The sequence below is a fragment of the Olsenella intestinalis genome, from assembly GCF_023276655.1.
GTDB lineage: Bacteria > Actinomycetota > Coriobacteriia > Coriobacteriales > Atopobiaceae > Olsenella_J > Olsenella_J intestinalis.
The window spans coordinates 525,091-541,986 of sequence record NZ_JALGRK010000002.1 but is presented as its reverse complement, the minus strand read 5'-3'; the positions used below and the strand labels follow the sequence as shown (position 1 = coordinate 541,986).

Annotated in this window: 2 protein-coding genes; both read left to right on the top strand. The window is 69.2% G+C overall.

Features of this window, described 5'->3' with window-relative positions; translation table 11 throughout:
- Positions 1 to 125: 125 nt before the first annotated feature.
- A complete protein-coding gene (locus M5D76_RS07075) occupies positions 126 to 8,363 on the top strand; it encodes an MBG domain-containing protein (RefSeq protein WP_248922687.1) in 8,238 nt (2,745 codons plus the stop codon).
- 618 nt (positions 8,364 to 8,981) lie between these two features.
- Entirely contained in the window at positions 8,982 to 16,838 is a 7,857-nt protein-coding gene (locus M5D76_RS07070; protein WP_248922686.1) for an InlB B-repeat-containing protein, read from the top strand.
- Positions 16,839 to 16,896 lie beyond the last annotated feature (58 nt).

Below are 16,896 nucleotides of genomic sequence, written 5' to 3'. Positions count from 1 at the left end.
CGGGCTCCACCCACCGCCACCTGCGGGCCCCTCATGCCGCGGCATGTTCGGCCGCATCATCCTCCCTGATAGACTTTATGTAACTGCAGACGCAGCAGATCTGCTCCGTCCCAGGGAGGGTACCCATGCGCGTCGTAAGACACTGGAGGGCGCTCGCGCTCGTCACGCTCGCCCTGATCCTGGCCGCCGTCGCCGTCCCCGCCATGGCGGCCATCTCGCCCACGACGTCGCCGCGCGTCCAGATCCGCTTCGTCGCGGAGGACGTGCCCGTGGCCACGCGCATCGTTTGCGCCGGCGACACGATAGAGCCGCCCGACGCGCCCAGCGCCCGCCAGACCGGCTGGTCGTTCAGCAAGTGGGCGCACGTCGTCACGAGCCCCGAGTTCCGCGTGGTCGACCTCGCCCCCTTCACGGGCCACCCCCTGAACGACGCCGAGGTCCAGTCCCTCATCGACCAGACGCAGGCCACCGCCGGCGCCAATAACCTCTACGACACCGAGATGCAGGCCATCTACGACGACGCCTTCTCGGTCCGCCTCCACCAGTACCCCTTCGAGGTTGGGAAGGCCGACCCGGCCAAGGACGGCCTCTTCTGTTTCTCCGACTACACGACGCTTGTCGATGGCCACCACACCTTCGACCTTGCCCAGGTCTCGCAGGGCTTCGTCCCCATCAGCGACGACGCCGAGGCCCAGCTCGTCGCCTGGGAGGCCTATGCGCCCGGCGCGTCTTCCGGAGACGCCCCCGTCGCCACCTATGACGCCGAGAAGAGCCTCGCCGATGTCGACGCCAACCTCGAGCTGTACCCCAAGCTCGCCGGCGGCTTCTGGGTCACCCTCGATACGCAGGGCGCCGGCCTCCTCGAGAGCGTCTTCGTACAGAACGTGGGTGACGGCACCGGCACGCTCGCCTTTGACAGGCTCCCTACCGAGGAGACCCTCGCCGGAGACTTCTACGACCCTACGACTGGCACCTACTCCGACGCGTATCGCGGCTGGAACCAGGGCTACCGCCTGGAGGGCTGGTATGAGGACGCCGAGTGCACCACCAGGGTCACGGGCGACCTTACTATCACGAGCGCCAAGACCCTGCATGCCAAGTGGGACCCACGGAACGACACCCCGTACTCCGTCGTTCATATGGTCGAGGGCGAGGACAACGGTCCCGGATATGGCACCTACACCGTGTATGCCTCGGAGATCCAGTACGGTACCACAGGCCAGATCGTCACCGGCCAGGTCGCGTCCGGAAACTCCACCTCCAGCGCGACCGTCAGGGGGGATGGCTATCACATACCTCTCGGGGGTCAGTCAAACCCCGAAAATGATGATCGTGGCCCCGGTTTCGGTCTCAACCATCAGGAGACGACCATTGACGGTGCGGGCCGTACGCTCGTGCGCGTGTATTGGAACCGCGACCGTTGGAGCGTGCGCTTCAACGGCAACGGCCTGAGCAATGCTAGGCCCCAGGGTCAGACTGACCTTTACGGTTACTGGGTCAAGTGGGGCGAGAGCTCCGCAATCTGGGACCCAAATCGCGTCGTGTGGAACAAGCAGACTGCACAAAACGGCGGAAAGACTTACTACGAGCGTAAGGCCGACCCTGAGTTCTATGTGCTCAGGGCTACGACGGAGGACGCCGACGGCAGCAGGTGGTTCGTCTTCCCCCGCTGCAAGAAGGTTGCCAATGGGTCCACCGTCACCATGACCTACTACAACGGCGGAACGCCAAGCAATACCCCCACGCGTGTATGGGTTTACCGCGAGCTCCTCGAGGGAGGCACGCCCGTCACGCTGAACGGTGAGACGCACTACTTCGACGAGCCGATGGAGATCGTGGGCAGGACCAACCTGAGCTATGTGCCCATTGGCTACGAACGCGACGGTGGCGCCTATCTCGGCTGGGCTTACAAGCGTTATGGAGGCGGCCTCACGGCATGGCCCTCCAACCATGCCACCCTTCAAGTCAACTCCAGAAATGGCAACACGTTCGAGGGGTCGGCATACTACCTCAGACGCCGCGCTTCCATCACGTTCGCCAACTGTGACCAGCTCATCGGGCGAGAGCAGCCCCGTGACGCGGAGTCCGTCATGTATGGTGAGGCGCTGTCGACGTATGACCCGGGCTTCGACGAGAACACCATGCGCATGGTCGGAAACGGCGCCTACCGCTTCGTGGGGTGGTACAGCGATTCGTTCGCCGCACAGCACCCGGACGACGAGGCCAGCGCCGCCTATCTCGTCGACCTGCAAAACGGCCTGATGCCAGCAAACGACTTCGCTCTCTACGCCGGTTGGCGCGTGGCCACCTTCGACGTCACCTTCGACGCACACGGCGGCACCTTCGCCGAGGCGGGGGAGGGCATCCTCTCCGAGGACGGCCGCACCCTGACCTACGCGGCGCGAGAGAGCGGGACGCTCGTGGCGCGGCCGCCCGCGCCCACGCGCGTCGAGGGGTCCACGGAGTACGTCTTCGGCGGCTGGTACAAGGACGCCGCGCTCACCCAGCCCTTCAACTTCTACACGGACACCGTGGGCTCCTCCGACGCGACCGTCCACGCCAAGTGGCTCAACAACAACCCCTACAAGGTCACCTACCACACGTCCGGGGGCGAGGTCATCGAGCACGTCGACGACACGCTCTACCGCTTCGGGTCGACCGTCGCGGTGGCGGGCGCGCCCGAGGGGGCTGCCGACGGCTTCCTGGGCTGGTCTCGCGTCAAGGGCAACGTGACGCGCATCGTGGGCCAGACCCTCACGATCGCCTCCGACACGGACCTCTTCTCGGTCTACGGCGATGCCCTGCCCGACGCGCTCCCGACCGACACCGAGGACGGCGCGCCCAGGGTCACGCTCGTCTCCAACTACGCCAACGTCCCCGCGGGCACGACGGCCCTCACCGACGAGCTGTCCTGCGACCTCCAGGCCAGGCGCGCCAACGACACGGTCGCGCTTCCCTCCCAGCTCACGGCCACGGTCGACGGCGCGTCCGTGACCGCCGCCGTCTCCGCCTGCCACCTCGCCGGGTGGAACACCGCCGCGAACGGCCGGGGCGCGTCCTATGCCGCGGGCGACCTCGTCGCGGTCGAGTCCGACACCACTCTCTACGCCCAGTGGGAGCCCAACCGGTTCGCGGTCGACTCCGTCGCCGCGCGCACCTACGACGGCTCGGCGCACGAGGTCGCCCCCGCAGTCCGCGACGCGACCGACGACACCGTCCTCGTGCGCGACCGCGACTACACGCTCTCGTGGGAGAGCAACCTCCATGCCGGGACCGCTGCGGTCATCGTCACGGGCATGGGCGACTACGCCGCGGCCCCTCCCGTCAGGCGCGAGTTCGCCATCAACCCCGCCCGCGTGACGCTTGCGGCGGACGACAAGAGCACGGCCTTCGGCGAGACCCCCGCGTCCCTGACGTGGCGCGCCTCCTCCGGCTCGATCGTGGCGGGCGACGACCTGGGCGTGACGCTCTCCTGCGACGTCACCGCCGACTCCGCCGTCGGAACCTATCCGATCGCCGTCGCGGCCGCCGGCTCTGGCGACTACGAGGTCACGCTCGCGAACGGCACCTACACCGTCGTCCCCGACACCGACGTCGCGGTGCAGGTGAGCGGCTACTCCGGCACCTACGACGGCGCGCCCCACGGCATCACCGTCACGCCCGAGCCGCGCGGGGACACCGCGGTCACCGTCTACTACGCCCGCGAGGAGCTCACCGCGGAGAACTACGCCACCGCGGGCAGGACCGACCAGTCCGAGGTGGCCCCCTCGCAGGCGGGCGAGGCGACCGTCTGGTGGTGGCTCGTCGCCTCCGGCGACCAGACCGACTCCAAGGGAGGGTCCGCGACCGTCTCGCTCGCAAAGGCGCCGCTCGTCTGCACGGCCAACGACCATGCCATAACCTACGGCGACGGGCCCTCGAACGCCGGCGTCGCCTGGTCAGGCTTCGTGGGCGCGGACGACGCCTCCGCCGTGGACGCCGGCGCGCTCTCCTACTCCTACAACGCGCGCCCCGACGGGTCCGGCCCCGCCTATGGGCCGACCTCGCCCCGCGGCAGCTACTACATCATCCCCTCCGGCGCGACGAGCGCCAACTACGACATCTCGTACGCGGCGGGCACCCTCTCCGTCTCCGCTCGCGAGCTCGGCGTCTCCTGGGCGACCGGCGAGTTCGCGTACACGGGCACCCCGCGCCACTACGACGGGGCGACGCTCACGGGGCTCGTCGCGGGCGACGAGGGCCGCGTGCGCGTTGGCGGCTACGCCGGGACCCCGACCGCGACCGACGCGGGCACCTACACCGCGAGCGTGTCCTCGCTCACGGGCGAGGCCGCGCGCAACTACCTGCTGCCCGCCAACGAGCACGAGTGGCGCATCACCCAGGCGTCGAACGCCCTCACGGTCGCCATCGACGGCTGGGCCTACGGCGGTGCGCCCAACGTGCCCGTGATCACCGCCGGCTTCGGCGGCGACACCGCGCGCGTCGAGTGGGCCGCCTCCGCCGAGGGCCCCTTCTCCGAGGCGCTTCCCGCTGGGGCGGGCGGCACCTTCCCGGACGTCGGCACCTACTACATGAGGGCCGAGATCGACGAGACGCTCAACTGGCAGGGCGCCACGAGCAGGCCCGTGGCATTCTCGATCACGGCCCGCCCGCTCGAGGCGGCGGCTGACGACAAGAGCGTGACGTACGGCTCGCCGGCCCCGGCCTACACCGCGACCTGGTCCGGGTTCGCCGAGGGCGAGTCTCCCGAGACGCCGACGGCCGTCACGGGCGAGATCTCCCTCGCCTGCGACTACGCGCCGCTCTCTCCCGTGGGGACCTACGCCATCACGCCCAGCGGCCCCGTCGCCTCGGCCAACTACGCCCTCACGCTCAGGCCCGGCGCGCTCACGGTCGAGCCCGCGGACCTCTCGGCCGCCCGGGCGGACATGGCCGGGGTGCCCTGCGTGCTCAACGCGGCGTCCATCGCTCCCGTGCCCGCGAGCGTGACGCTCGCCGGGGTGGAGGGCGCGGGGCCGGGAGGCGCGCTCGTCGGCGGCGTCGACTACGCCGTTCGCTACCGACGCGCGGGCTCCTCGGACCTGGTGGACGCCATCGACGCGCCCGGCGCCTGGCAGCTGGTCGTCGTGCCCGCCTCCGGCAACTTCTCCGGCGAGCTCGCCCTCGACCTCGACGTCGCCTACGCGACCTACCAGGTCGCCTACGAGGCCAACCTGCCCGCGGGCGCTTCGCACGGGGCGGAGGGCATGCCGGAGGGCCCCGCCACGTGGACCTTCGGCGCCCCCAACGCCAACGCGCTCGCCCCGGCGCCCTCGCTCGTGGGATGGGACTTCGACGGCTGGGCGACCTCCGCCGGCGGCGAGCCCGCCTACCAGGCCGGCGCCAGCACCACGGACGACCTCGTGGAGACGCCGGACCCCGGCGGGGCCTCCGCCGCGACGCTCTACGCGCGCTGGTCGCCGCACACGACCTCCGTGACGCTCGACGCGCCCGAGGCGACCACGCCCGGCACGGGCAGCGTGGTCGCCACCTACGACGCCGACATGCCCGCCGCCGACATGCCCGCGCGCACGGGCTACGACTTCGCGGGCATGTGGCTCGCGGGGCCCGGCGGGGCGGTGCGCTACTACGAGCCCGACGGCCGCGGCTCCCGCACGTGGGACGTCGACGAGCGGACGGCCACCCTCGAGGCGCGCTGGACCGCCGGCCAGTACATCGTCGCGCTCGAGGCCCCCGAGGCCACGGCCATGGGCGACACGTCCGTCACGGCGACCTACGACGCCGACATGCCCGCGGCCGTGATGCCCACTCGCATCGGCTACGACTTCGCGGGCTACTGGGACGACGCCGGCACCTGCTACTACGGCGCCGACGGGCGCGGCGTCCGCGCGTGGGACGTCGCCTCGAACGGCGTCACGCTCAGGGCCCGCTGGGTGGCGCGCACGACGGCCGTCTCCTTCGACGCCGGCGGCGGCACGGGCGCCCCCTCGGGCGTGACGGCGACCTTCGACCAGGTCGTTCCCGCCATCGACCGCGTGCCCACCCGTGCCGGCCACACCCTCCTCGGCATCTTCGCCGCGCCCGAGGGCGAGGTGACGCAGTACTACGCCGCGGACGGGACGCCGGTCGCGACCTGGGACGTGGACGCGCCCTCGGCCTCGCTTTACGCCCGCTGGTCGCCCCGCGCCTACCCGGTGAGCTTCGAGAGCGAGCTCTCGCAGGTCACCGGCGGATCCTTCGACAGGGACCTCCTGACCTACGCGGACCCCGCCGTCACGCGGGGGAGCGCCGACTTCGGCGGCCGCGCGGGCGCCGTGGCGTCCGCGCCGGTCGACGTCACGCAGGCGATCGACGGCGGCACGATCGCGCACCACCTCATCGGATGGACCTACTCCTACACAGGCGCCGACGGCCTGGCGCACGAGGGCACGGTGCCGCCGGCCGCCGCGTCCGGCCAGGACGCCGGCTACACGACCCTCGACCTCTTCGGCCTCGCGGACGACGCGCTCGCCGCGGGCGCGACCATCACGCTCACGGCCGACTACACGATCATGCCCCACCTGAGCGCCACGGCCCAGAACGGCCGCGTCGACGTCGCCGCGGCGGGGGAGGAGCCCTCGCCCGGCGCCACCTCGGACTCGCTCGACGTCACGGGCGCACCGCCGGCTGGCGCCCGCATCGGCTTCGCGCCCTCGAGCGAGAACTGGGAGCTCCCCGAGGACGGCATCACGGTCCGCGACCAGTACGGCAACGTTGCCACCCTCGAGCGCACCGCGGGCGAGAAGAGCGTCACGCTCGGTGGCCGGACCGTCACCCTGGCCCTCGCGTTCGCGGGCGGCGGCACGTCGGAGGGCACGCTCACGGTCGTCAGCATGCCCGACGGCGCCGAGGAGGGCGTGGTCCTCTCCGTGACCTTCTCCTACCGCTTCACGCGCATCCAGTCGACCTTCGCCGAGGAGACGTGGGTCGAGCAGTCGGACGGCAGCTACGCACGCCTCGGCGACGCCGCCGCGAGGCCCGCCCAGGACGCGGGGTCCGAGGCCGGCGTCCGGGTGCCCCCGGCGCCCGCGGGCTACCTGTTCGCGCGCGTCACCTACGCCGACTCCGCCCACGACGAGGGGGAGGGCGCCCTTCCGGTCCGCCACGACGGGTCCACGGTGCTACGCTACTACTTCGACCTCGTGGACTACACGGCCACGCTCGCGAGCGACGTGCCGGCCGTGCTCTCCGCCGACGGCTGGTCCGGGCCCGAGGGCGGCCCCTGGACGCGCACGTTCACGGTTCTCGACGAGGTCGAGCTCCCCGTGCCCACGCCCGCCGCGTGGACGAAGGGGTTCCTTGGCTGGCGCGAGCCGGGCGCTTCGGGGGACCTCGCCTCCGTCCCCGCCGGCACCACGCGGTCGGTCGAGCTCGCCGCGCGCTGGCGCGACCTCGCCGTCGTGGGCGCGCCCGCGGTCGGGGAGCCCCCGGTCTACGACACCCTCGAGCACGACGTCCCGCTCGTGGCCCCCGCGGGATACGCGTGGGACGGCTCCTCGATCGTCCGGCCCCTCGACGGCGCCTCGGGCGGCGAGCCCTCCCCGCCGGCCGTCGCGGCCACCGCCTCCGGGGAGCTCTCGGCCGTCGACGCCGGCGGCTACGTCGCGACCCTCGCGCTCGCAGACGGCTTCGTGTGGGATGGCGGCTCGCGCGAGCCGCTGGACGTCGCCTGGGAGATCGTCCCCGCGGACGCCTCGGCGTCGAGGGTGAGCGCCCCCCGCTGCATAGCCGACGGGACGCCGCAGAGGCCCTCTCCCACGGTCGTGTTCGAGGGCCGCACCCTCGTGGAGGGGCGTGACTACGACGTGAGCTGGTCCGACAACGTCGAGCCCGGCATCGCGACCGTTACCGTCGCCTTCCGCGGCAACTACGCGGGCGCGGCGACGGGCCACTTCGAGATCGTCTCGCGACACGGCGCGGGCGTTCCGATGTACCGCCTCTACAACCCCTACTCCGGCGAGCACTTCTACACCGCCAGCGCCTACGAGCGCGACGCCGTCGACGAGGCCGGCTGGAACTACGAGGGCGTGGGCTGGGTGGCGCCGTCGACGGACGGCGAGCCGGTCTATCGCCTCTACAACCCCAACGCGGGCGACCACCACTACACCATGAGCTCAGGGGAGCGCGACGTCCTGGTGGGCGTGGGCTGGAGCTACGAGGGCGTGGGCTGGCTCTCCGACGAGCACGAGGCCGTCCCGGTCTGGCGCGAGTACAACCCGTTCGCGACCTCCGGCGCGCACAACTTCACGACCAGCGAGGCCGAGCACGTCCACCTCTGCACCATCGGCTGGCGCGGCGAGGGCGTCGCCTGGTACGGCGTGTAGCGCGGGGGCTGGCCCCGCTGCCCGTCCCGGCCAGGGGCGGGCAGCCCTGCCCGCTCCGCCCGCCGCCTGCTGCGTGCCCCTTGTGCCCTGATGCGCCTGCGGGCGCCACCTCCCCTGATAGACTTAATGTACCTGCAGCCGCAACAGATTCTTACTGTCGGGGGAGGGCGTATGTCCGAGCGCAGACATCATCATGTGCCCGTCGCGCTTTTGCTTGCGGCCGTAATCGCGTTGCTTGCGATTCCTGCGCTCGCGGCGGTGTTTCCCGTCGGGGTATCTTCCGACCTTCGCGTTCAGCTTAGGTTCGTCTGTGATGAAACGGGTGTCGAGGGGCAGGAGGTTGCCATTGCCACGCGCATCGTCCGTGCCGGCGACACGATCGAGTTCCCCGACGCTCCGACCTCGTGCAGGCAAGACCGGACGTTTCATCACTGGGGGATAGGTGACTACAACGTGTCCGACCTGTTCGGACGTCCTCTTGCCGCCACGGACTTGGCAGCCATGGCTGCAGCTGCATCAGCCACGCCTGACGACTCGAATCTCTGTGACGTCGTTGTTCGCGCTAGCTTTGGCAACGCGCACCTCGTACGGTTCCACCAGTATCCTCACACCGAGAGCTTGGCCGACAGCGCCAAGGACGCAATCTTCGCATTCAGCGGCTATACGAGGCTTGATGGCGGCGTGCACAAGATGTCGCTGGCAGGCGCGTCAAAGAACTACGTTCCCATCGTCGAGGCCGGTGAGGTCGACCTTGTCGGATGGGAGGCCTATGCCACTGGCGCAGGCGCCGAATCGTCTCCCCTCGCCAGCTGGGCGGCAGACGATACCATCGAAGGCGTCTCGACTGCCCTGGATCTCTATCCCAAGCTCCAATATGGCTTCTGGGTCACGCTCGATACCACGGGCGGAGGCGTGTTGCCGAGCATCTTCGTCCAGAACGCCGGCGACGGCACGGGTGTGGTCTCCCAGGATCTTCTCCCTACCGAGAAGAGCCTCGCGGGCGCGTCTTATGATCCTTCAACGGATTCCTTTGCCGAAGGATATCGCGGGTGGCGTCTGGGCTATGTGCTAGAAGGCTGGTACACCGATCCCGAGTGCACCGCAAAGGTCGAGGGCGACCTCACGATATCGGTCGACACGACCCTCTATGCAAAGTGGACGCCCCGGTCTGACACGCCTTACACGGTCATGCACCTCATAGAGGACGGCAGTGGGACTTCGTGCGAGGGCGCGTTTGAGGTCTTTGGCACAGTGCTCTGCACTGGTACGACGGGCATGGCCGCCCAGCCCGTCGATGACGGTGGCCCTACGACGACCAAGTATCACCGTGCCACGGCCGAGGAGACGGCGGCGCACGAGGCGCTTCGCCAGGGCATCAATGAGACCGTGAGCGGCGATGGGTCCACGGTCGTCAAGGTGTACTGGCCCCGCAACGTGTACACCTACGTCTTCAAGGACACCGACAACAAGACGACCATCCAGACGACCGGTTGGGTCAAGTGGGGACAGGATTCCTCGACGTGGGCTTCCGCCGCGCTCATCAACAAGTCTGCATCCACCAGCACGTATGCGTACAACTACGAGAGAAAGACGAGTACGGGCAACTCATGGTGGCACTTAGGTGAGGAGGCGCCGTTCCCCAATGGGGTCATGGGCAACAAGCTGACGGTCTCATACAAACGTTTTAAGGAGACCTACAGCTGCACGCGTTGGAGCAGGGCCTACCACAACGTCCTGCCGGGTGAGACCCCCACCAATCCCACCAAGGACGTCACGCTTGGGGGTATCACCTATACCTTCGAGCTCACGAATCCCGACGGCGCCTTCAGGTCGGGCTACACGGGTGTCACGGCCAGTACGGTGCCCCGCACGGCCGAGGGCGTTGCCGTGTGGACTGCCGGCCTCATATACATGGGATCGAGCCGATATACGACGACCATCAAGGATCTGACTTCGGCGACGAACTATGGGTCCTACAAGTGCGAAGGCTATCTCGAGAACGGCATCTACTGCATCGACTACCTTTGCATCCGCAATTCCTTCGACCTTAGCTTCGCCAATGTGGAAGGCGTCGTGGGCTCGTATGGGAGCACGGCAACCCGTGAGGTGGCCTACAACGCCAGCCTCTCCTCAAACGACCCTGGCTACACGAGCGAGACGGTGCGCATGGTCGGTGGCCAGTCGCAGCGCTTCGCCGGATGGTACACCGACGACTATGCGGCCCATCACCCCAACGAGCCCGAGAGTGCGGCGAGCGCCATAGACCTTTCGTCAGCGAAGATGCCGGGTGGCTCCACGACGCTGTACGCCGCCTGGGTCTCCAATTCCTACAACGTCACTTTCGACGCGCGTGGGGGCACGTTTGTCGATCCTCCGTCCGGAACCCCCTCCGAAGATGGCTCCAAGTTGGTCTTGTCTGATGTGCCGAGCGGCACGCTCATAGCGCGCCCTCCCGATCCGATCCGACAGGTCGGATCGGTCGAGTATACCTTCAGCGGCTGGTACAAGGACCCGGACTACCGCACCCCGTGCAACTTCTACACCGACGCCGTGGGCACGCAGGATGTGACGCTCTACGCCAAGTGGGTCAAGGGCGGCTTCTACAACGTCACCTACCACAAGTCAGATGGCACGGAGATAGCTCATGTCGATGACACCACCTACCGCTATGGCGCCACGGTCACGGTTGCGGGGCAGCAGGAGGATGCGAGCCAGACCCAGCCCTTCATGGGCTGGTCGCTCGTTCGCGGCAACGCCAGCCGCATCGTCGGCCAGTCGTTCGTGATATCGTCCAACACCGACCTCTTTGCCGTCTACGGCAACTCCCTGCCCGACGCGCTCCCCTCGGATGTCGAGGACGGCGCTCCCTCCGTGACACTCGACGCAAACTACGCGAACCTGCCCGAGGGGTCGATGCCTCTCACGGACGGCGTCACCACGACGCTCCAAGCCACGCGCGCCAACGCCTCCGTAACCCTTCCCTCGCAGCTCACGGCGACGGTCGGGGACAGTTCGGTCACCGCAGCGGCTTCCGCCTGCCACCTTGTTGGCTGGTCGGCAACGCCCGAAGGCCCCGTGGAGTTTGGGTTGGGCGAGGCCGTGGCAGTCGCCTCCGACACCACCCTCTACGCCAAGTGGGCGACCAACCAGCTGAGCGCCGGCGCGCTTGCCGACCGCACCTACAACGGCGCAGCCCAGGAGGCGACGCCTGCGGTGCGCGACGCGGCAGACGACGCGGTCCTCGCGCTCGACACAGACTATGACCTCGCTTGGGCTGACAACGTCAATGTGGGCACCGCTACGGTAACCGTATCGGGACGCGGGAACTACGCGCTCTCCGAGCCCGTGACCGTCCAGTTCCAGATCACCCGCGCCCGCGTGACCATTGCGGCGGACGACAAGAGCTCGACGTACGGAGACGAGCCCGTCCCGCTCACCTGGCGGGTAGCCTCGGGCGCCATCTATGGTGACGACGACCTGGGCGTGACCCTCGACTGCAACGTCGGCGCCGCCTCACCGGCAGGCACCTATCAGATCTCCGTGGGCACGCTCTTCTCGGCTGACTATGAGATCACGACTGTTGCCGGCACCTACACCGTGGTGCCAGCCACCGAGGTCTCGGTCGACGTGAGCGGCTACTCCGGCACCTACGACGGCGCGGCGCACGGCATCACCGTGACACCCAACCCACGCGGGACCACGACGGTCACCGTCTACTACGCGCTCACGGAGCTCACCGCGGAGAACTATGCGTCTGTCGGCAGCACCAACCCGGACGACGCCCGCGCCTCGCACGCGGGCGACACCAGGGTGTGGTGGTGGCTCGTGGCGACGGGCGACCAGGAGGACTCGAAGGGCGGGTCGGCGGTCGTGAGCATTGCGCCCGCGCCGCTTGTCTGCCGCGCCAACGACGCGTCGGTTGCCTACGGCGACGACGCTGCGCCTGCGGGGGTCACGTGGTCGGGCTTTGCCGGAGACGACGACGCCTCCTCGATAGGCACCGATGCCCTGACCTATGCGTTCTCCTCGCGCGACGATGGCTCGGGCGCCGCCTATTCTGCCAGTTCGCCGCGCGGCACCTACTACATCATCCCCTCGGGCGCGACCAGCTCCGACTACGACATCGCCTACGAGGCCGGCGTCCTCCAGGTCACCCCGCGCTCCGTCGGGCTCTCATGGTCGTCGGCCAACCCCGCCTACACCGGCGAGACGCGCCACTATGCCGGGGCCACCCTCACCGGCGTCCTTGCGGCCGACGCGGGCCAGGTGTCGATCGGAGGCTACGTGGGGACAACGAGCGCCACCGACGCGGGGTCGTATGCCGTCAGCGTCGCGTCGCTGACCGGCGAGCGTGCCAGGAACTACGCCCTGCCAGAGAACTCGCACACGTGGTCGGTCGCACAGGCCGAGAACTCCGCCACCGTCGCCATCGACTCTTGGACGTACGGCGGCGCCACCAACCTTCCCCTCGTCACTGCGGGCTTCGGCGCCTCCTCGGCACACATCACCTGGTCGAAGAGCGCCGACGGCCCCTTCTCCGACGAGCTGCCCACGGGTGCTGGCGGCACGTATCCCGACGCCGGCACCTACTACGTGCGCGCTCAGATTGACGAGGACCCCAACTGGGCGGCGGCCACCAGCAGGCCCACGCGCTTCGAGATCTCGCCTCGCCCCCTCACGCTTGCGGTGGACGACAAGAGCGTGGCATTCGGCGACCCCGCACCCACCTACACCGCGACCTGGTCCGGCTTTGCCGCCGGTGAGGACGAGGTCTCCTCGGGCTTTGTAACGGGCGCCCTCGACCTCCACTGCTCCTATGCGCCCGGCTCCCACGTGGGCGACTATCCCGTCTACCCCCGGGGACTCGGTAGTTCGGGCAACTACGCGCTCACCGTCGACCAGGGTGTGCTCAAGGTTGCGCAGGCCGAAAACGCCTGGACGACCGAGCCTGCCGCGACGTCCAAGACCTATGACGGGGAGGCCGTGGTCGCAAGCGCGCCCGCCGCGCTCTTCTCGTCCGCCGGCGAGCCGGTCGTGGAGTATTCGCGCGCGGGCTCGGACGCCTGGTCGACCACGGCGCCCACCGACGCCGGCTCCTACGTGATGCGCGCGACCGTGGCCGAGACCGTGAACTATGCGGGTCTATCAACCGAGGTGCCCTTCGAGGTCGCGCGTGCGACCTGGCCAGACATTCCGGCTGCGTCGCTCTCGACGACCGAGTCGCGCGTTCGACACCGCGAGGGGTCGCCTGCCGAGGACACGTGCCAGGGCACGGTCACGATCTCGGGCCACGACGCCTCGGTTCCCACCGAGTGGTCGGCAGATGGGGGTGCCACCTGGTCGAGCGTCCCCGCGTCGGGCGTCATCGAGGGGCTTGCGGCGGGTGACGTGCTCGTGCGCCATGCGGCCGACGACAACCACGTCGAGTCGGCGGCCACCCAGGTCGAGGTGACCTATGGTGTCTCGGGCTCCGTGCGCTGGAGCTACGAGTACCTCTACCCGCAGAAGGATCCCGTCACCGGTGAGACGACGATGGTCTCTGGCACGGTGAACGACACGCCCACCGAGCGCTCGCGTGCGGCGAACCTCTACCTCTTCGCGGACGGCTCCGACGACCCCGTCGAGGGCTACCCCGTCGCGGTGTCGTCTGCCCCCGATGGGGCGGCAGCGGCCGTCGGCTCCTACGAGCTGCACGGCCTGTCGTCCCACGCGACCTACGCGCTCGGGCTGCGTCCCACGGTCGACGAGTCGCCCGAGAGCGCCGCTCAGGTGGAGTCTGCCTCCTTTGTGGCCGCGCAGTCGGGCGACGACTTCGCCGTCTCCTTCGCGCCCGTCACGGGCTTCTTCGACGGGGACTGGGAGGTTCGCCTCGCGGGCGCCGACACCGACGGCCACACGGCCGTTCAGGCCGTCTACGTCAAGGTCTTGTGGGCGCCCGACGACGACTCGCCCGACGACGACTACGCCGTCGTCTCCCAGCAGGCCTCGGGTGCCGGTACGCGCTGCGCGGTCGTTGGGGAGGGGAGCTCCCGCGCGGCGTCGGGCAGCCTGCCCGTGTGGCTCTACAACTCGACGGGGATTCCGTCGCGCTACCGCGCCCGCGTTGTGGGCTACGTGGTCGACGGCGCGGAGTTCCCCTGCTCGCAGGTGCTCTGGAGCGCGGGCGCGCCCGCGCCGATGCACTGGGACGACGCGGAGGGCGGGCCCGTGCGTGCGCCCATGGTGGTCTCCGTCGACAACCTCAGCGTGCCCATGGTTGCCCTCGACGCCAACGGGGGAGAGGCGCCCGTTGCTGGCGACTACCTGCTCGGACACGCCTCGGGCGGAACGTATCTCGTGTCTCGCTCGGACGTCGAGGCACGCGAGCCCTCCTGGGACCACCACCGCTTCGATGGCTGGTTCTGGGGCGTCGCTCCCACCTCCGGCGACAAGCTGTCGGCCGACGTCACGGGCCTCTCTGGCAAGGCCACGCTCTACGCCCACTGGACGGAGCAGCAGGACGCGCCGTCGACGCTCTCCGCGACGGCGCCCACGCCGGTCCTCGAGGGCGCGGACGGCCACGTGGCGCGCGATGCGTCAGGCGCGCCCATCACCAACTCCGACGGCTCGATAACTGGCGTCACCGATGGCATGGAATGGCGTCGCCGCGGTGACGGCGGTGTATGGCCTGACTCCTGGCAGGCGGTTCCCACGGGCGCGACGTCCGTCACCGGTCTTTCCGTGGGTACGTATCAGGTGCGATACGCGGCGGTTGCTGCCACAGATGCCGCGTGGCCCAAGGACGCCTCCGAGGCCGCCGAGGTCTCCGTGGCTGCAAAGGGGATCGCGCCTGCCCCCGCAAGCCCCGCCATCGAGGGCGTCGAGCCCACGAGCGTTCAGATCACGGCTCAGCCCGGCCTGGCCTATAGCATTGACGGCGGGGCGAGCTGGGTCGAGCCCGCGCCGGGCGAGACTATCGTGGACTTCGGGGGCCTCACCCCAGGCAAGCCCGTCTCCATCGTCGCACGCGCGGTCGAGACGGACGCGCTCTACCATTCGGACGCCTCCGCGTCCACCGAGGTCACCCTGCCGAAGCTTGACATCGTTTTGACGGATCCGCCCGAGCCCGTTCAAGCGACCTACGACGGGCAAAAGCACTCCCTCGTGATTTCACCGTCGGCGCTGCCTGACGGCTGTGTGGGGATGGAGTGCTCCATCGACGGGTCGGAGTGGTCCGGTGATGTGCCGCAGGAGACGCATGCCGGCACATTCTACGTAAACGTTCGCTTTGTCGGTGACGACACCCATGCCGACCTCGTCCTCGACACTCCGCTCGAGTGCGTCATCGCCCAGGCAGGCAACGAATGGGTGACCTCACCCGCAATCTCCTCGTGGACCTATGGCCTGCCCGCGTCCGACCCTGTGGGGGACGCGCGCTACGGCGAGGTGTCGTTCGCCTACGCGGCTGTTGGCCTTGGGGGGCAGGCCGAGGGTGAGCTTGTCTTCGAGACCGAGCGTCCCTCAGTGCCCGGGTCATACCTGCTTCTTGCAAGCGTTCCCGAGGACATGGATTGGACCGGTCTCGAGGAGCTCGTTCCCTTTGATATCTTCGCCGACAGTCTCACTCTCGAACCCAACAGTCGGCTGGCCTCGGGTTCGACTCCATCTCCCGAGGGGGCCGTCGGCGAGTCGGTCACGGTCCCGGCATGTGGGTTCACTTGGGCTCATCACGACTTTATCGGCTGGAATACGGCGTCTGACGGATCGGGCGAGGCCTATGCCCCCGGCAGCCCCTATGAGCTCACGGCCGGCGAAGACGTCCTCTTCGCCCAGTGGGATCCGCGTGGAGAGCTGAGCTACGACGGTAACGGTGCCACGGCGGGCTCGACTGAGCCCCAGCCTGGGCACGAGGGGGAGCACGTTCTCGTCTCGGCGTCCGGCTTCGCCCGCGATGGGTTCGAGTTTGTGGGCTGGAACACTAGGCCCGACGGATCGGGCGTCGCGTACGCCCCGGGCGACGCCTTCGAGTTGGCCCTCGGCGGCGACGTCCTCTTTGCCCAATGGAGCGAGGTGCCGGAGCCGACGCCTGCGGGCGTTCCGATGTACCGCCTCTACAACCCCTACTCCGGCGAGCATTTCTACACCGCTAGCGCCTACGAGCGCGACGCCGTCGACGAGGCAGGCTGGAACTACGAGGGCGTGGGCTGGGTGGCGCCGTCGACGGACGGCGAGCCGGTCTATCGCCTCTACAACCCCAACGCGGGCGACCACCACTACACCATGAGCGCGGGGGAGCGCGACGTCCTGGTGGGCGTGGGCTGGAGCTACGAGGGCGTGGGCTGGCTCTCCGACCCGCACGAGGCCGTCCCGGTCTGGCGCGAGTACAACCCGTTCGCGACCTCCGGCGCGCACAACTTCACGACCAGCGAGGCCGAGCACGTCCACCTCTGCACCATCGGCTGGCGCGGCGAGGGCATCGCCTGGTACGGCGTGTAGCCCGTCGACAACGCATCTGCCTACGAAAAGCGGGGGCGGCCCAATGGTCGCCCCCGCT